The sequence below is a fragment of the Paenibacillus sp. HWE-109 genome, assembly GCF_022163125.1.
Taxonomy (GTDB): Bacteria; Bacillota; Bacilli; order Paenibacillales; family NBRC-103111; genus Paenibacillus_E.
Genome location: NZ_CP091881.1, coordinates 7,232,762 through 7,250,942, shown reverse-complemented (window position 1 = coordinate 7,250,942; position 18,181 = coordinate 7,232,762). Strand labels below are relative to the sequence as shown.

At 41.4% G+C, this 18,181-nt stretch carries 14 protein-coding genes; 12 read left to right on the top strand and 2 right to left on the bottom strand.

Annotated features, from left to right (window positions below; genetic code table 11):
- Nucleotides 1–125: 125 nt before the first annotated feature.
- From LOZ80_RS31075 to LOZ80_RS31065, 3 genes are all read left to right on the top strand, one after another.
- The gene (locus LOZ80_RS31075; RefSeq protein WP_238168223.1) at nt 126–1,073 is read left to right on the top strand and encodes a response regulator; all 948 of its coding nucleotides are present in this window, start codon (nt 126–128) and stop codon (nt 1,071–1,073) included.
- Nucleotides 1,074–1,088: 15 nt separating this feature from the next.
- Nucleotides 1,089–4,100: an ATP-binding protein gene (locus LOZ80_RS31070; RefSeq protein ID WP_238168222.1), complete on the top strand. Its 3,012-nt coding sequence runs from the start codon at nt 1,089–1,091 to the stop codon at nt 4,098–4,100.
- A gap of 214 nt (nt 4,101–4,314) precedes the next feature.
- Complete coding sequence (locus LOZ80_RS31065) at nt 4,315–5,256, top strand: LysR family transcriptional regulator (RefSeq protein ID WP_189013603.1); 942 nt, start codon at nt 4,315–4,317, stop codon at nt 5,254–5,256.
- 23 nt (nt 5,257–5,279) lie between these two features.
- Here LOZ80_RS31065 and metE read toward each other — a convergent pair whose 3' ends face one another.
- A complete protein-coding gene (gene metE, locus LOZ80_RS31060; protein ID WP_238168221.1) occupies nt 5,280–7,550 on the bottom strand; it encodes a 5-methyltetrahydropteroyltriglutamate--homocysteine S-methyltransferase in 2,271 nt (756 codons plus the stop codon).
- A 475-nt stretch (nt 7,551–8,025) separates the two neighbouring features.
- On the opposite strand from metE, the gene LOZ80_RS31055 reads away from it, so the two are divergent.
- The 6 genes from LOZ80_RS31055 (at nt 8,026) to LOZ80_RS31030 (ending at nt 13,202) form a co-directional block, all read left to right on the top strand.
- Entirely contained in the window at nt 8,026–8,760 is a 735-nt protein-coding gene (locus tag LOZ80_RS31055) for an SDR family NAD(P)-dependent oxidoreductase (protein ID WP_238168220.1), read from the top strand.
- Nucleotides 8,761–8,828: 68 nt separating this feature from the next.
- Nucleotides 8,829–9,248 (top strand): MarR family winged helix-turn-helix transcriptional regulator, encoded by a 420-nt coding sequence (locus tag LOZ80_RS31050; RefSeq protein WP_238168219.1) that lies wholly within the window; start codon nt 8,829–8,831, stop codon nt 9,246–9,248.
- A gap of 172 nt (nt 9,249–9,420) precedes the next feature.
- Nucleotides 9,421–10,572, top strand: coding sequence for an SPFH domain-containing protein (locus LOZ80_RS31045; protein ID WP_238168218.1), 1,152 nt, complete (start codon nt 9,421–9,423; stop codon nt 10,570–10,572).
- Between the two features lie 13 nt (nt 10,573–10,585).
- Nucleotides 10,586–11,398: a hypothetical protein gene (locus LOZ80_RS31040; protein WP_238168217.1), complete on the top strand. Its 813-nt coding sequence runs from the start codon at nt 10,586–10,588 to the stop codon at nt 11,396–11,398.
- 10 nt (nt 11,399–11,408) lie between these two features.
- Nucleotides 11,409–12,035: a hypothetical protein gene (locus tag LOZ80_RS31035; RefSeq protein WP_238168216.1), complete on the top strand. Its 627-nt coding sequence runs from the start codon at nt 11,409–11,411 to the stop codon at nt 12,033–12,035.
- Nucleotides 12,036–12,050: 15 nt separating this feature from the next.
- Nucleotides 12,051–13,202 carry a magnesium transporter gene (locus tag LOZ80_RS31030; RefSeq protein WP_238168215.1) on the top strand — a complete coding sequence of 384 codons (1,152 nt, stop codon included), beginning with the start codon at nt 12,051–12,053 and terminating at the stop codon, nt 13,200–13,202.
- A gap of 45 nt (nt 13,203–13,247) precedes the next feature.
- Here the strand turns inward: LOZ80_RS31030 and LOZ80_RS31025 are convergent, their stop codons facing one another.
- Entirely contained in the window at nt 13,248–14,330 is a 1,083-nt protein-coding gene (locus tag LOZ80_RS31025; RefSeq protein ID WP_238168214.1) for an acyltransferase family protein, read from the bottom strand.
- A 175-nt stretch (nt 14,331–14,505) separates the two neighbouring features.
- On the opposite strand from LOZ80_RS31025, the gene LOZ80_RS31020 reads away from it, so the two are divergent.
- From LOZ80_RS31020 to LOZ80_RS31010, 3 genes are all read left to right on the top strand, one after another.
- Nucleotides 14,506–15,090 (top strand): TetR/AcrR family transcriptional regulator, encoded by a 585-nt coding sequence (locus tag LOZ80_RS31020; RefSeq protein WP_238168213.1) that lies wholly within the window; start codon nt 14,506–14,508, stop codon nt 15,088–15,090.
- Nucleotides 15,091–15,156: 66 nt separating this feature from the next.
- The gene (locus LOZ80_RS31015) at nt 15,157–16,020 is read left to right on the top strand and encodes an alpha/beta fold hydrolase (protein WP_238168212.1); all 864 of its coding nucleotides are present in this window, start codon (nt 15,157–15,159) and stop codon (nt 16,018–16,020) included.
- 110 nt (nt 16,021–16,130) lie between these two features.
- Nucleotides 16,131–18,110, top strand: a complete 1,980-nt coding sequence (locus tag LOZ80_RS31010; protein WP_238168211.1) for an AraC family transcriptional regulator — start codon at nt 16,131–16,133, stop codon at nt 18,108–18,110.
- Nucleotides 18,111–18,181 lie beyond the last annotated feature (71 nt).

The following is an 18,181-nucleotide window of genomic DNA, read 5'->3' as shown; positions in this document are numbered from 1 at the left end:
GTAATTTTGTTACAGGAATCAAGAGAATAATATAGAATAGACACGGTGTATGCTTTTTCAAAAAATATCTAATTTCTTGCTGAAAGAAAATTTACAAGTAGATACCGCATATTGGGGGAAGAACTATGGAACATACCATTCTGTTTGTGGATGATGATATGGAGGCGTTAGAATATGTTAAATATCATTTGGAAGACTCAGGTTACCGTGTGTTAACTGCACATGACGGTGCGAAAGCAATACAAATTGTTCGCCAGACGCCCGACATATCGTTGATCGTTTCAGATATGCAGATGCCTCCTAGTGAATGGGGAGGTTTGTGGTTAGTAGAACAATTACAAAAGCAAACTCGCCGTGTTCCGATAATCATCCTTTCAGAACGTGGAACCATTTCTAAAGCGGTCGAAGCCATGAAAGCCGGGGCTAGGAATTATGTTGAAAAGGCTTGCTTAGAAGATGATCTTATACCAGTAATTGAAGAGATTCTACTAGAGCAAGCAGACATTCAAGAAAGAACGGCTATTGAGGTAACAACATACTTTGCATCATTGCAACTTGCGATTGGTACTACATGGATGTATTTAGATGACACGACTCATAAGTTTCTGGCAAGCGGAGAACACATATACCACGTTCATTCTCATGATATTCACTTTGATTTTTCTTCAGCTGTTATTCCTTTCGCAAAGGCTTTTGAGCATGAATTTAATCGCCTTTTTGTGATAAGTATGAAACAATGGCTTGTTAGTAGAAGAAGTATGGGGCCGAACATACGGCTCCTAAATTCTCGCATGGTTCCTTTGACAGAGGTTACGGAAAAACTGACTATAGGGCAACTCTCTTACTTATTTAGGCATGTAACTGCTAAAAACTTTTGTCAGGATAAAGGATTATCCAATGCTGATATTCAAAAAATAGGCGAGTTTCTTGAAAATTTGCGTAGCAAATATCAGAGAAATGAAGCGGCACATACCAAGTTTATTAATCGCCGTTCGTTTGAGCAACTACGTTCTGAGGTTTTAGGTATAGGGAGTTCTGTGTCACCATTTTCTTATTTTGAATATTTCCGTTAAAGTGAGGTGATACCCTTGGATAGAGATCTACAGGAATTTGAGGTTCGAAGTGGGTTAACTATAAAGGATAAGAAGTTATTTGAACTAGCCTTTACCCACTCAAGCTACTTAAATGAACACCATCGGGAAGCCATGCACGAAAATGAAAGACTAATCGATTTAGGAAAAGAATTGACCCACTTAATAATTGCAGAGTTTTCTTTCACAAAGATGAGGGGGAACGAAGGGGCTTTGTCGCATCTGATGACAGTCATCAAAGCTCGTAACCTATATGGAAAGATCGTGTCCAATTATGGTATGAGAGACTTTTTTCGCACAGGTAAAGGGCAGCCACTAGAAGACATCAAAGATGATGCTATTTTTTATCCGGTTATTGGCGCAATGTATCTTGAACACTCGTATGAAAAATGTGTGGAATTTGTATTTCCTTTACTTCAACAAATAATTAATGATGTAATTTTAGATCCAATCACAGACTGGAAATCAGCGTTACAAAATTGGTCTCAAAGAACTCCGAATCAAATAAAGTACGAGGTAAATACATCTGGAGTTTCCCATCAACAGGTGTTTCACTGCGTTGTCACCGTAGCTGGACTTACAGAAACCGGTGTTGGTTCTAGTAAGAAAAAGGCTGAGAACGAGGCTGCTAAAGCGTACTTTCAGCATTACATTCCACGCAATATCTGGTTAGAATGTACTTCTTTAAAGGATATTAAAATAGTAAAAGACAACTTACCTGATCTTATTATTCCGAAGAGTCGATTAGAGCAGCTTCAGCCTCTTAGTATGGTGATAAAAGCAGGACCATTGTATTTGCATCAAAGTCTGACACATCGTTCGTATTTAAATGAAAATCGTCACGCGGTGCCTCTTGAGTATGGGACACTGGCATATTTGGGAAGCTATGTACTGTCTTTCTTCTTTACTAAGTGGAGCTATGAAAGATTTTATTTTCTAAATTTCGATAGAAAACTTAGTACTTATATAAAAATTAGAGCATCATTAATGCAGGAAGGTAGCATTGGTAGGCTATATAACACTTGGGGACTTGTCCCTTATACAATTATGGGAAAAGGTCAACATCAAACAGGAATCACTGATGCTATCAGAGCGGACATCGTTCAAGCATTAATAGCCTCCATATTTTTGACTCAAAGAGAGTGTAGGGCGGACGATCCTTATGACACTTTGATAGAATTACTGCAAGACCATATGTCTCAGATTTTTGTTGAGTTCCAATATGATGAATTTGATCCCAAAACCCGTCTACAGGAGATGGTTCAGAGTTTTGGATCTAAGTGGAGTGTATCCTACAATCACAAACAAAGTGGTAAAGCACATGAGCCGAGCTTTCTCGTCACCTGTCATATATCAGGCCCTAATGAGATACAGTATCCTTGGACTGGATCGGGTCCTAATATTAAGGATGCTTCACATAATTCAGCCTATAGTGCATTAAGAGATATTAAACAAGCTGTAACAATTACACAGGGACTTAGCGATTTGCAGAAGCAGTATAAACCGATGCTTCTTAGTTATTTTGATCAAATATTGAATAATATAAATATAACTCCCGCAAAGCTTCGTTGGTTTTTACAACAGTGTGGTTCGCTTGGTATAGAAACTATGCTTTCGGACAAATGGGTTCAAGCCTATAAGGAATTATCAGTGACGGTGTCCTTCCTGTCTGCATTGGCTGGCACAGCTTACGCAGCAAAAATGGAGAGAGTTCTCTCCAGATTTCAATCATTCTATCGATTGAAATACACCAATGCATTCCTATTATCTGAGTATCTTGTGGATCTTCTCTTGTGGTTAAAGCAGGTAACACCTTATACCCCTCAAAAAGATATTAATCCATTTTTGAGCGGAATAGTCGACACACTTCAAGTATTCAGATTGATTGACAAGGAATCATTCAAACCAGTATCACTAAAATTAGTTTTAGAAGAGATATGGCCTTTAATGCCACGACAACTTGTTGCGATGAAGAGAATTGAGGGTGATGTTGGGGAGATATATGGTAATAAAGCATTCTTAGATTGGCTTCTATATAGCCTTTTAGCCAAAATAAAAGAACGTCGGTTGAACAAATTAATGGAGTTGCAATTAAAAGTTCATGCTTCTCGTTTGAGTTCCAGAGTTCACAGAATAGAATTCCAGTTTGATGGGGACTTAATTAATGAATCCTTTTATTCAGACATATCAGGCCTCATACAACTTGCTGCTCTTTCATTTGCAGAAGTAACAAGTGAAAAGGGTAGTATCAGGATTGATTTCCTAAGCGGGCTTTTTGAGGGGCAAGCAATTTCGGACGAGGATATGATAGTAGAGAGCATTTTCTCGTGGGCTCATCGGACACAACTAAATGCTATTCAGGAATTAGGTCCATTAGGTGGGATCATTCATGATCTAAAAAATGCACTGATTCTTCTGAAAAAATTGCTTCCCACCCAACCTAGTGGGAACGAAGATTACAGTATCGAGTTCGTGACAAGACGTGATAATCTTACAAAAACTGCCGAAAGTTTGGCATCGCTCTTTGCAAAGCGTGAACCCAATTTCCATAATATTAATCTATTGGAGTTTATGGGTGAACTTTCACGCAAAATAAAAGGGATTGCTAATCAAAAATGTATAGTTAAATTCGCTGTGAATTTATATAACGACGAGATTGTATCAGATTCAGCGATGATACATTCCATTATCTTGAATCTTACAAAAAATGCAATCGAGAGCGTATCTCCCGAAGAAGGTAGAGTACAAATTAATGTATCTTTAGATGATGATCAATTACTTTTGCGAATTACTGATAATGGAAAAGGAATTCCGAAAGAGAGGATGCCGGACCTTTTCAGTTCGTTTTTCACAACAAAATCAAATGGAAATGGACTTGGATTGCCGACAGTGAAACGAATGGTTGATTTGTTGGATGGCCTAATTGAGGTAGAGAGTAATCACGAAGAAGGCACTAGTTTCAAAATATTTTTACCGACAGAAGGACAGAGGAAATTACAAGTGGAATAGTTACAGCCCTAGTTGGGTGTCTGTAGTATTTTTTGTGAAAGTTAGGATAATTAATTGGTTTATCACGAAAAGAAGCATATGCGATGTGGTGTTTTGCACATCAGGACCAAAGAGACAAAGCAAAGATGGAAAGAGCAAAGATTGCTTTTCAAAATGAAATTTGGAGTTTGTAGATTTAAGCGGCATAAGTAATTTTTCCTAAGGACTGATTATTATGACACTGCAGCAATTAAAATATATTTTAACGATCGTAAATTGCGGTTCTATAAGTGAGGCTGCTAAGCAGCTTTTCATATCGCAGCCAAGCCTATCTAGCGCAGTAAAAGAAATGGAGCAGGAAATTGGCATTGAAATTTTCCTGCGTTCATCTAAGGGGATTGCGCTGTCAAATGAAGGGGCTGAATTTTTATCTTATGCCCGGCAAGTAGTAGAACAAGCAGAACTTCTTGAGCAAAGATATATGAATAAAAAACCGTCTAAAAAGCTATGTTCTATATCCACGCAGCATTATGCTTTTTCGGTGCAAGCTTTTGTCAGTCTATTGAAAGACTTGAATACGAACGAGTATGAGTGTACGCTGCGCGAGACGAGGACACATGAAATTATCGAAGACGTGCGCAATATGCGCAGCGAACTTGGTATTCTTTATCTCAATGACTTCAACCAGAAGGTTATACAGAAAATGCTGAAAGAAAATGACCTTCAATTCCACCCGCTCTTTGTCGCTGAACCGCATGTCTTTATTAGCTCTGAGCATCCACTCGCTGCTAAGTCGATTCTGGACATTGAGGACTTAGATGAATTCCCGTGTCTGGCCTTCGAGCAAGGAGAGTACAATTCTTTCTACTTTTCAGAGGAAATCTTAAGCACAAGAACGTATAAGAAGAAAATATTGGTCAGTGATCGCGCAACATTATTCAATCTCCTCATTGGGTTGAATGGTTATACGATCAGCTCCGGTGTGCTGAATTCGGACTTGAATGGGGAGCAGATTAAATCAGTCCGCTTGCGTACGGATGAGAATATGCAGATTGGATATATTACGAATAAAAAAGTCAATTTGAGCCTGCTTGCTGCCGACTATGTTCGCAAGCTGAAGAGTGTAATTTCAGATTTTGGTTATACGATTATAAGCCAAGAGGAGGAGCTCAAATGAGTTCCTCCTCTTGCTGTTCGTTGTTACAGCGTTTCTCTGACTTCTTTCGTAGCTTGAACCAACTGTTTTAGACTAGCCCAAGTCTCTTTTTCGCCGCGCGTTTTAAGTCCGCAATCGGGATTGACCCACAACTTCGCAATATCGATTTTCTCCAACATGCGATGCAGTCCCAGCTTGATTTCCTCCACACTCGGAATACGCGGGGAATGGATATCGTATACCCCTGGACCGACTTCTGTTTGGAACCCGCATTGATTGATCACATCAATAATGGCAAGGTCGGATCTGGAGGCTTCAAACGTAATGACATCGGCATCCATGGCATCAATATCGCGAATAATATCGCTGAATTGGCTATAGCACATGTGCGTATGAATTTGGGTTTCGGCCTGGACACCGCTATGCACCAATCGGAAAGAAGGTATTGCCCAGCTCAGATATTCGCTCTGCCAATCCGATTTCCTTAGTGGCAGCTTCTCTCTTAATGCAGCTTCATCGATTTGGATGATTTCAATTTGATTCGCTTCTAGATCCAATACTTCGTCCCGAATGGCCAGAGCAATCTGGAAGGCACTATCCTTCAGGCTAATATCTTCACGGGGGAAGGACCAGTTCAGAATCGTTACCGGGCCTGTTAGCATCCCTTTAATGGGTTTGCTGGTCAGGCTTTTGGCATATGCTGAATATTCGACAGTCATAGGTTTGGAACGGGAAATGTCTCCCCATACAATCGGCGGCTTCACGCATCTTGTTCCATAGGATTGTACCCACGCTTTTTCTGTGAACATAAATCCATCCAAGCTCTCACCAAAGTATTCAACCATATCATTGCGTTCAAATTCGCCATGAACGAGAACATCAAGGCCAATCTCTTCTTGGAGCGCGATGCACGCCGCAATTTTCTCAAAGTTAAACTGCTTGTACTGCTCCTCGGTTATGGTGCCATTCTTAAAGGAAAAGCGATTTGCTCGAACTTCGGCTGTCTGTGGGAACGATCCAATGGTTGTAGTCGGCAGCAGCGGCAATTGGAATTTGGATTTCTGAATAGCTTCTCGTTCATTGAAGGCAGGCAATCTTGTAAAGTCAGCCTCTGTTAATGCTGCTACCTTTGCTTGTACTGCCTCATTATTCGTAAACCGGGCGCTGTTGAACAGCTCCTCATTTTGCAAATATAGTGCAGTAGAATAAGGATCTGCTTGAGCTCCAATCGCTTTGAGTTGTGCGAATTCTTGAAGCTTCTCCTCTGCGAATGCCAAGTAGCGTTTAGACTCATTCGCTAATTTCGTTTCATGCTGTAAGGTGTAAGGCACGTGCAGCAGCGAGCAGGAGGAGCTGAGCACAACGTTCTTTACATGCACTTTTAATTCATGAATAAGTCCAAGTGTGCGTTTGTATTGATTTTTCCAAATGTTTTTACCGTTCACTAGGCCAGCAAACAGTACTTTATCGTCCGAAAATCCATATTGCTGTACGAGTGCTAAAGATTGTGTACCTTCAACGAAATCAAGGCCGATCCCGTCGAACGGAAGGGCTTGAAGCGTTGGATAGCAGTCGCGAATATCACCAAAGTACGTTTGAAGGAGAACTTTTACATTCCCTTTAGAGGATAGAATTTGAGTATAAAGTTTAGAGAATAACGCGATATCCTCTTGGGATAAATCCGTTACCAATCCAGGCTCGTCCAGTTGAATCCACTCTGCGCCTAACTCATTCAATTGTTTAAGTATAACCGCGTACGCCTCAGCAGCTTGACCGACGAAGTCAGCGCTTTGTTTGGCACCCTTATATTTGGCAAGCTTGAGTAAAGTAAAGGGCCCAATCAGAACCGGTTTCGTTACAACATTCTGTTGTTTAGCCTCTAAGAACTCATCGAACAGCTTCGTTCCTGCTAATCGAATGGTAGTAGAATCATCAATTTCAGGAACCATATAGTGATAATTCGTGTTAAACCATTTTTTCATCGCTAATGCTTTAACGTCGCCTTGTTCGCCTTGATAGCCTCTAGCCATAGCAAAATACGTTTCTAACGGGTTGAGACCAAGGGCTTGATAACGATCTGGAATGATATTTAACAAACAAGCTGTATCAAGCAAACTGTCATAGAAGGAAAAATCATTAGAAGGAATAAAATCGATACCGTTCTCTTGTTGGATCTTCCAGTGTGCCGCTCGGAGGTTGGCGCCTGTTTGGTGCAGCTCATTAATCGCAATCTCGCCCTTAAAGTATTTCTCGGATGCGAATTTAAGCTCCCGTAATGTTCCGACCCTTGGATAGCCAATAATGGATGTTTTCAATGCTAACAGCTCCCTACGCTTCATTTTGATCTAATTATAGGGTAGAGGGCTTGCCATCGAGAAATACATAAATACTATGTCATGGTATAGTTTTTTTCTATGGGAAAAGGCATTCTCTAGCGATGGCAGGATGCCTTCTTCCGAATGGAAGGTAAGTCTACAACAGCGAAATAACAAGCAAATTGTAAAACAGGGTGGTTCGAGCATTGGCTGCCTACGTCAAACAATTGTTGCTGCGTGCGACTCAGTAATTGTATGAAAGCAGGATCGGCTTGATACATGGTTTGCTGCGAATAAATCGAGTGATTATTCATCTATCAGCCATACACGCTATCCAAATTTCTCCATTGCACTGGCATACATACTTTGATATTATTTAGGCATCAAGTATTTAGATGTCTAATATTTATATATAGAAGTATTGGACGGCATATTTTTCTATTACGAGTATCAAAATAAGAGAGGAGCATATTGTATGGGAAGATTAGACAATAAAGTAGCCATCATTACTGGCGGGGCTTCGGGTATTGGCGAAAGCATGGGTGAGCTGTTTGCACAAGAAGGCGCTATCGTGATTGCCGCAGACATTAATGAAGCAGCGCTTGAGAAAGTAAGTCAGAAACAGAATGTTTATGGAATGAAATTGAATGTTGCCTCGGATGAGGATTGGCAGGCACTGGCCAAGGAAGTGCATGATCGTTTTGGTAAAATAGATATTCTTGTCAACAATGCAGGCATCTCTTCCGAAAAGCCGTATGAGCAGATCAATGTTGAGGATTGGCAGAAAATGCTCGCCATTAATGGCTTCGGCCCATTCGCCGGGATGAAGCATGTCGCTCCTTATATGGCAGCCCAAAAGAAAGGCTCGATCATCAATATTTCTTCGTACACGGCCTTGATCGGCCAAGGCTTTAATCACTACTCGGCATCTAAGGGCGCGGTGCGCGCATTATCTAAAGCCGCTGCCACAACCTTTGGCCGTCAAGGCATTCGGGTAAACGCTCTATTCCCTGGGATCATTGAAACGCCAATGACGCAAGCTTTGAATACCTCCAAGGACCTGGTGGACCGCTTAATCCAAGCAACACCTCTACAGCGTCTAGGCCAAGCTATCGATATTGCCCAAGCCGCGCTATTCCTGGCATCTGATGATTCTTCGTATATTACGGGGTCAGAATTAGTCATCGATGGTGGATACTCAGCCCAATAACGTGTAAGATGATGGTAGCCCTTAATTTAAAATTAAGGGCTATCGTTTATTTTACCCAGGAGGAATTTATGGAAGAGCAAACCCTTTTTGAACTCATACACAACATGGATAAATTCACCAACCAAATGATTATCCAGTGGAACAAAACATTCAGTGAGGACCTCGGTATTTCTCATATTCTCGTGCTCAGCCATCTGAATCATAATGGAAAGAGCCGACCTTCGGACATTGCCAAAACATTAGGACTTACCCCTCCAACGCTCAGTTATTTATCGGAAAAACTTGTCGCGAAGAACTTAGCCGTCAGAATGGCGGAGGAGTCTGATCGCCGAATTATTTATTTGGGCATTACCGACAAAGGTGTCGAGGTCCTTAAAAGCGCATCACTTGAGGGGCAAAGGCTGCGTACAAATCTATTCCAAAAGTTAACCGAACAGGAGCGGGCACAGCTGGCAAATCTTTATAAGAAGCTAAATAGTGAGAATTAGGTTAGCGAATTTTATTGCCGAGGCGGCTGCATCTTGCTGCGCGGCTTTTTCTTGTAGAATGCAGGGCGCGACTATGGATATCTATTGTTATAATCTGGTACTTTAGTAGTTATTATGATAGTATAAATTTGTTGCTTTTTGTTAAATTTTGCTGATTATTGGGGTGGTTAGCTTGGCATTAATTGATAGAATTAAATATGATGGGGCTGCAGACGGGAATTGGTTGGTTTACAAATATCCTAGTGAAGATTTAACCCTGGGTGCGCAGCTTGTCGTCGGTGAAGGCCAGCTTGCTATATTCGTCAAAGAGGGAAGAGCGCTGGATTTATTTGGACCCGGTACTCATACCCTATCAACGGGGAACATCCCCTTGCTAAACCGACTGATAAATTTGCCATTTGGTAATGAAACTCCTTTTACGGCGGAAATCTATTATGTAAATACAACATTGAATATGAATTTAAAGTGGGGAACGGAGTCACCAATTCAGATCATAGATCCGGTTTACCAAGTAAGAATTAATGCAAGAGCTAATGGACAGTACACCATGAGAGTGAATGACTATAGTATATTTCTAACCCAAATTATAGGCACGCAAAAGGGTGGGACGACCATCACAGTTCAAAACTTGCTGCCTAATTTCAAGGGGATTGTCCTTAATAGCGTTGATACGATTCTAGCGCAATATATCATTGATAAAAAAGTATCAGTCCTAGATATCCGTACCAAACAAAGAGAAATCGCGCAGCTTTGTATGGATGATATGAAGGATAGTTTCTTAACGTTCGGGATAGAATTAGTTAACTTTTTTGTCAATTCTATTAATTTCCCAGATGAAGATATGGAAGTTATTAATGGCATTCTCCAGCGTAAAGCCGAGTTTGATATTCTAGGTGATGCTAGATATGCCACGCAAAAACAATTTGAAATTATGGGTAATTTCTCGAAAAATGAGGGTACCTCAGGAATGGCTAATGCGGGTATCGGACTGGGTTTAGGATTTGGAATGATGGGCCAACTTGGAGGCGCAATTTCCAATATATCGAATAATACGATAAGGCAGCCTGTGCCAACACCAGAGGCGAATGTTCCTTGCAAACATTGCAGTTCGGCTAACTCACCTGACGCCAAATTTTGTGGGGAATGCGGACAAAAAATGCAATCGACCAAACCCTGCTACAAATGTAACGCGGAGAACAAGGAAAATGCTAAATTTTGTTCAGAATGCGGAACCGCTATCGGGATCATTTCCTGCCCAAGTTGTAACCATGAACTGACGGCCGGTTCGAGGTTTTGCCCTGAATGCGGCACATCTTTAGTATAAGGAGTGGTTGGAGTTGAGTAAGGATAGGTATTTTAAGATACTGGCAAGCGTTATTGCGGCCTGTGTATTATTACTCGTGTTTTTCCTTATTATTGTCGTAGGGTTGGCATTAAATTCGTTTGCTTCCTACCTCATTATGCTTGTTGTTATTGTCATTGGCGCCGCCGAAGTATTCAGTTTCTATCAAGCCTTTATAGCGAGAAGCACCTCATCCATGAGGTTGCCATATAAACTAGCGCTTGTAACAACAACGCAGTTGTTTGCTGTCATTGAATTGATCTTAATAGGGATATATGCAAGATTCGCTTTAAGTAATGTTCTGGATCACTTCGTGCGCAAATTACCCGTAAATATAGAAACGACTCATTTAAAAATAAGTGCGACGTATAGTGTATTAGCGTTGTTGGGTGTTGCCCTGTATGTTATAGCTTACGCTTCAATTCTATACATAGGTGATCATTCTAAAAATGAATTGGATAATGAACAGTTACAAAAGGCGAATACCCGAGATGTTGCGACAACGTTATCCCATATCATTGTATCTTACAACCAATTGGCTGAGCAGTATCAGAGCCTTGATTTCAGCAAAACTAAGGTTTTATATGATAAATTAACGATTAAATCAAGGGCGCTGGGTGTATTTGGGCGCAGTAGTAAGCCTGAGGCAGAATGGGATGTTGTTTTCTCCTGCGACGAATTGAGAGATCGGCTTAAAGTTTTACAAGGTCAAGATCACCTCGAACAAGAGAACGTCAATGAAATCTATCAGAAAACGTCTCGCATTTTAAACGAAATTTTGGCATTGGATAAAGTTAGTATTCAGTAGGAGGTTACCTATGGCGAAGATTATTGTACATACATGTCCTAATTGTGGGGCAAACCTGCCGATAGACATCAATCAGGTTTGTGAATTTTGTGGTACGGCATATATCCCCAAGAATTTGGCTGCTTTGGCGAAGATGGATAGCCAAACAAAGTATAATTACATCACCTCCTATAAAGAAAAATTAGAGGATAACAAAGGCAATATTCCCATTGCAGTCTCCCTGGCCATGTGTCATATCGATGCGCAGAATTATGAGTTTTCATTCGATATTCTGAAGAAGCTGGCTGAAAATAATTGTACAGATCCAAATGTCTTTTATTATATGGCTCTTGCCATGTTGGAAGGGAAAAAACCGCGTGTGCTCCACATGGACAAAGTTCGTAAGGTAGAGTCCTATTTAAACAGCGCGCAAGTCTTATCCAGTGGAACAGGCTTGTATTATATTATGCAAGCTGTAATTAAGCGAGACTATTATGAGTACTACCTTTTCAATATGCATCAGGGAGGCAGCAGCAAGCTGTTGCTTGAGAAAGCGAATAATTTTCAACTTGACGTGGAAGAGATCCATCAAATTTTAAAAATTGTAAAGTTAGATGAAAGTGATAGAAGTTACTTTGATTCTGTGCTAGCCATTTAGACGAAAGGAGATTCTATGAGTACATTAAAACATTTAGCCGATGTTTCATTCGACGATCTGTCTATAACGGACAAGCTTTCCTATCTTAGGAATAGTTTGACAACCAATGTTCCTGTCTTCAACCAGATGGAACCTGTGGTTAAGAAAAACCGCTTCTTTGATCATTTAGCGAAGAAACCGGTGAGATGTTGGATGAGCCTGGCTCTTGTCATGGGTGTCATCATCTGGGGATTCAAGATCACTAGCAGCATTTCTGATGTAATTGCTATTCTTCTTTGGAGCGCCGTCATTCTTATGCTGGTTGCCTACTTCGTATGGAAGAAAAAAGTGGATGCTTTTTTTACCCGTTTGAATGGGAAGATGACAGAGAAATTCATACAAGAGCACGAACGGAAGCTGGCAGCCTATCACTCCGATCTTGCGAAGCATGAAGGGGAATTGGGTGAATACAATGCGATAGAACTTTCTTATGAGCAGGCTTCCAGTATAGTGGAGCAGGCCATGCACTACCATGGCGTGAAATTTTGCAGGACACAGCTAGGGGTTGACGAGTCGGAACTTGTTGCACTGCATTTCATTTCTGCACCCAATCGAAATAACACTTCGAAGAAATTCGGTGATCATGAAGTGTTCGCTTCCTTTCGAATTCAGTATATTTACATGACCGATAATGAGCTGTATGAAATGAATGGGGACTTGGATCTGCTGAGTGATGAAATCAGCAACTACTCGACGTCGAGAATTCTTTATTCGAAGATTAAGAGTTCAGAGGAGAGGCATAATAACTATAATTGTCTGAACTTTTATACGATTACAACGAGTAATAATGATGGAAGTGAAAGTGATGTCATGCATATTCCATCTAGCAACCTTAGACCTCAAGCTAGCTATTTGATTCAATCGATTACTTGGAACACAATCAATAAGAGCAGCTTGCAATATAAGCAACTTCTAGAGGCGCGCCGTTATACCAGTTATTATATCAATAATCCTTTAACCTATGATGAGTTTGAAGAAGCCGTACGGTATATTAAAAATCTAAGCTGCATCGACTACGAGTTTAAAAAAGAAATGACGGAAACCGAAAAAGACGTCGAGAATTTCAAAAAAGTTAAGCTCATTATAGAAAGAGCTGTTAATCGTAAGATTCGAGAGAGCAGCATGTGATAACATATATCTATAAGAATGAAGAATAAAATACCCTTCCTGTTCTCAGGAAGGGTATTTTGTATGTAGAGAAGCGGTTTTCACTCTTTTGTCCCTGTACCATAGAGCTCTCAATCTATTCGCCAGCTTTATTTCAATATAAGTATAGGATAGATGGGAAACGATGATAGATAAGGTGATAGTTATAAAAGCATAAATCAGCAATAGTATAGAGGGGTTGGAAATATACAGGCTAATTTTACCCATTAGCTTTTTCAACGGGAACATGACCATCGTGTGCCACATGTACAAGCTGTAACTGATTCTTCCTAAATAGCGAATGAGACGGAGTCGTAAAATGGTAGAAAGTAGACCATATTCGGCAATTATCGTTATGAACAACAGAAGAGCTAACACTAGACTTGCCGCTGTAGAGAATATTTGCAAATCGTATGATAGATATAAGAGACAAAAGGCAATGATTCCACTTAAATAGAAAATTTTATGAGGTTTGAACCATCGCTTCATTGTTGATTCATATAAAAAAACAATAACGCCTACAAGAAAGAACAGTGCAGATGGACGGAAATAGAAAATAAGAATACAAATAACAGTTGTTAATATCAAAAAAGTATACTTCAAATAGCTATTTATGATTGATTTATGCCATACAAAGAACAGGCTTCCTGCTATTAGATAGAATATGGCCTCATAGCTCAATGACCAAGCGACAATCTGGGCAATTGGGAAATTGAACATGCCTGGAAGCAATAATAAATTCGTGAGAAAATGGACTATGTACGGAGTGATAGCAATTTTATCCATCCATTTATATCCAATAACTGGGCCAATGGAGAATACAAGGATATGAATGGTTAAGAAGACGGGATAAATACGTAAGATTCGATCAACAAAGAACTGCCATATCGAGCTTTTTGTGGTTAAGCTTTTCAAAATTAAGTAACCACTGATAACAAAAAAAAGATTTACGGATATTGGTCCCGCATAATTGATCGCGTACAAGATATTGTCCTCGGAAAAACCCGTAATATACTTTTCTAAAACAGCAGAACCGTATATATGGTAGATAACGACAGAAAGGGCCAAAAAGCCTCTCAAACCTGCCAAGGTATTATTTAGTTGTTTCACTCTGTGTATTACTCCCTTGTATAGGTAAAGATTTAGATTGCGATAATTCATCATAGCAATGAATTTGATAAATTTAAAGTCATAATGATGTTTTGTATTAAGGATTGAGAACATAGCACCACTTGTAAACGACTCGTGAATCCTGTATACTTCAAAAGTGAAAGGATGTTCACTTATGGTTCAGGTTTTGAAAGAGGAATTGCGACAAGCGATTCTCCGAGCTGCAGAGGATGAATTTATGCAGCATGGATATGCTGCCGCTTCCGTACTCCACATTGCCAAGAAGGTTGGCGTTTCGGTTGGCAACTTGTATCGGTATTACGCGGGGAAGGAAGCCTTGTTCGACTCGGTTGTTAATCCGGTATTCCAGGAGTTAGAGAAGGTGATTAGCACTCACGGCAGCCAGCCGCCTAGCGAAGCGCATATTTTCGAACTCATCGTTGGCGCGATGACGGACATTACGGAGAAGTTACGCATACCGCTCTTGATTCTAATCGACAGCAGTAAAGGAACGAAGCATGAAGACGCGGTTCTGAAGCTGCATAAGTTGATGGCGGATAATGTTGCCCATCATTTGGAGCGCTACAACGGCAGACAAGGACAGGAAGCGTTCACCGAGCAGGCAGCCTGGCCGATTTCGGTGTCATTTATGCAAGGATACTTCGAAATTATCCGGCGCCATCCAGAAACAGAAGATTGTAAGCGCATGGTTAGCCAGTATGTTTCATTTTGGTATCAAGGACTGCAGGCCTTTCTTTAACCCGATGTTATCGGGGCTTTTTTTAGCTTTAATAATGAACTTAATTTCATTTTTGGGGGAGAGAAAATGGATAGAAAAACTCATCGATACACAACCAAAGACGGATTTACTGTGGAGTATTCGAGCGTCGGACAGGGAGAACCGGTCCTGATCATGCATGGGGGGCATTCCAGCTGCAATGAGGAGCTTGGATACCGGGAACTTCTAGAGAACGGCTATGCTATTATTACCCCATCTAGGCCGGGTTATGGCAATACGTCTAAGGAGCTGGGAGAAGATGTTATCACTGCATGCGAAGCGTATGTGGAATTACTGGATAATTTGCGCCTCCCCCAGATTCATATCATTGCCATATCGGCCGGCGGTCCTAGCGGCATTCATTTTGCCTCCCGTTATCCGCAACGAGTCAAAAGCCTTACTCTACAATCGGCTGTGTCCCATAGATGGTTGACCCCCGAGGACAAATTGTACAAATCCGCTCAAACTATGTTCCGGCCCTCTAATGAGAAATATCTTTGGGCGCTCATGAGGCTCATGAATAAACTAGTACCAAGCTTGCTGTTCAAAAGCATGATCGCTTCTTTCAGCCAATTGCAACCGGAGCAGGTCTTGCCGCAAATCAGTGGCGAAGATCGAAGGCAGTTCAAGAATATGTTGAACCGCCAGCGATCCGGGCATGGCTTTCTTATCGATTTAGCTTTGACCGGACATGATTTGACTTCCGTCTTGTCTGCCATTCAGTGCCCTACTCTGATTATGCATAGCATTCACGATGCGACTGTATCTGTGGAGCATGCCCGCCACGCTCATCGGCATATTCCAAACGCGGAGCTTTGCGAGCTGGATTCATGGGGACATCTGATTTGGCTTGGGAAAGGAGCGCCTGCCATGTTTCATAAGTTGTTCACATTTCTCGATAGCATTAAGTAGATAGGATTTTTTAAGTTCGCTCCCAATCCTTTACGTTGAGAATAATTATCAATATAATAATAGAAGAAGAACGACCGCAGTTATGCGGCTGGAGGGAATGAAACGCTGCGATGAATTTAAATGAGCATATTACGCTATGGAACCATGCTTCATTCAAAATGATGGATGTACGCTATAAGCTTCTGGAGCAAGGGGAAGTATTGCGAGAATACTATCTTCCGGCCAGTACATTCCTATGTGCCGTTCGCGGGCGTGCGGAGATTTGGCTGGATGAAGCTAAGCATACGGTGAACGGGGTTCAAGTGCTGCACGGCGGTAAGGGCGCACGTCTTGATATTTCCGTTGAAGAGCGGTTTGAATATTATTTGATCATTTACAAAGCTGAGCTGTCTTTGCCAGCCCCGCAGGAATGGGTGAGGTTCATAGCGGCGAACAGGCCATTTCAGATTCAGTATGGTTTCATACCGTTGTATTCGCTCTCTTTGCTGGATAAGGTCGAACGTATGTTTGAAATGTGGATGAAGTCAGAGCCGTTGAATAAATTTCAGGCGAGAACGTTGTTCTACCAATTTGTTCATGAACTGTTCTGGCAGATGCAGCGCCAGGGAATCCAACCTGTCCAGCCTGATCTGGTTTCACAGGTGCTTCGGTTCATGAATGAGCGTTATATGGAACCTATTAGCCTGGATAGGATGGCGGATTTACTTGATTGCAGCACGAGGTATTTAACCAAATTGTTCAAGAACGAAATGAATGAAAGCCCTATGCGTTTTCTCACGCAAGTTCGTATGGGTAAGGCCGCGCAGCTTTTAACGGATACAGAGGCCCAGTTGCAAGAAATTGCCTTGCTGGTGGGCTATCCGGATGCGCATACGTTAAGCCGCAGCTTCAAGAAGTACTATGGGATACCGCCTGCGCTATTTAGATCGAAGCAAAGGCGTAGCGATTCAGTTCTGAAATTGCCCCGTGTCCGTTCCCGATCTGCTATTGTATCGCGGTTGCCTCTTCGTTATAGTGATAATGGATATGAGAATCGTTATCACTTAATTAAAAAGGGAGATTTACGTATGTATAAGGAAAGAAGACCTGCCGCTATGGCAGCAGTAACGTTGCTATTTTGCATGACACTATTTCTCAGTGCTTGTGCAGGCGGAACGAATACGGGAAATATCAGCGCTGGCACAGAAGGGAAAGCCGTGTCAGGACAGAATTCAACGAAAGCAAATTCAACGCAGTCTTCACCCACTGCAGCGACTAAAAATTATACGGACAGTCAAGGGACCGTGGTTATACCGGCGAATCCCCAACGGATTGTAGATCTGACGGGTAGTTTTACGGGTAATTTACTGGCGCTTGGCGTCAAACCGGTAGGTGTTCAAGTTGATTTACTTAAGAATCCTTTCCTAAAGGGTATGATGGACGGGGTTGAAACGGTTGGCGACTCCTTTGCCCCGGAGAAAGTTTTGAGCATGCAGCCTGATCTTATCATTGTTGTTGCTGCTCCAACCATGGAGCAGACCTACAAAGAGCTCGACAAGATTGCTCCGGTTATTCGGTTAGAATATGGCAAATATTCTTACAAAGAGCAGATGCTCGAATACGGAAAGCTTGCAGGAAAGGAGCAAGAGGCAGCCAATTGGTTGAAAGAGTGGGACAAGAAAATCAATGAATACAAACCGCAAATTGTAAAAGTTGTAGGCGACAGGACGGTTTCAATCCTTCAGCCTTATGCCAAAGGGATCTATGCATTTGGTGACTTTTACGCCAGAGGCGGGGAAATTCTCTATGGGGAGTTTGGCTTGAAAGCCCCCAAGATAATTAAGGAAAAAGTCCTTGATAAACATGAAGGCTACGCCGATTTATCCCTTGAGCAACTGCCCGAATTTGCTGGCGATTATATCTTTACGAGCAATTGGGGATGGGACAACGGTGATCCGAATGTTGTTTATGGCAGCAACTTATGGAAGGGCCTCCCTGCCGTGAAAGAGAATCACATTTTCCATATCAATGCCGAAGGTTCATATTACAATGATGCTGTATCAATGGACGCTCATTTGGCGTTTATTGCGAAAAGCTTCCTTGGGAAATGATGAGCTACAAAATAAAGAGCACACCACCTACGTCAGTAGGAGGTATGCTCTTTATTTCCGTTTAATAGGCG

Bases quoted from the DNA above. Each gene is read 5' to 3' on its own strand.
- LOZ80_RS31075 (WP_238168223.1), top strand. From the start codon at position 126: ATGGAACATACCATTCTGTTTGTGGATGATGATATGGAGGCGTTAGAA.
- LOZ80_RS31065 (WP_189013603.1), top strand. From the start codon at position 4,315: ATGACACTGCAGCAATTAAAATATATTTTAACGATCGTAAATTGCGGT.
- LOZ80_RS31055 (WP_238168220.1), top strand. From the start codon at position 8,026: ATGGGAAGATTAGACAATAAAGTAGCCATCATTACTGGCGGGGCTTCG.
- LOZ80_RS31050 (WP_238168219.1), top strand. From the start codon at position 8,829: ATGGAAGAGCAAACCCTTTTTGAACTCATACACAACATGGATAAATTC.
- LOZ80_RS31035 (WP_238168216.1), top strand. From the start codon at position 11,409: ATGGCGAAGATTATTGTACATACATGTCCTAATTGTGGGGCAAACCTG.
- LOZ80_RS31030 (WP_238168215.1), top strand. From the start codon at position 12,051: ATGAGTACATTAAAACATTTAGCCGATGTTTCATTCGACGATCTGTCT.
- LOZ80_RS31020 (WP_238168213.1), top strand. From the start codon at position 14,506: ATGGTTCAGGTTTTGAAAGAGGAATTGCGACAAGCGATTCTCCGAGCT.
- LOZ80_RS31015 (WP_238168212.1), top strand. From the start codon at position 15,157: ATGGATAGAAAAACTCATCGATACACAACCAAAGACGGATTTACTGTG.
- LOZ80_RS31010 (WP_238168211.1), top strand. From the start codon at position 16,131: ATGAATTTAAATGAGCATATTACGCTATGGAACCATGCTTCATTCAAA.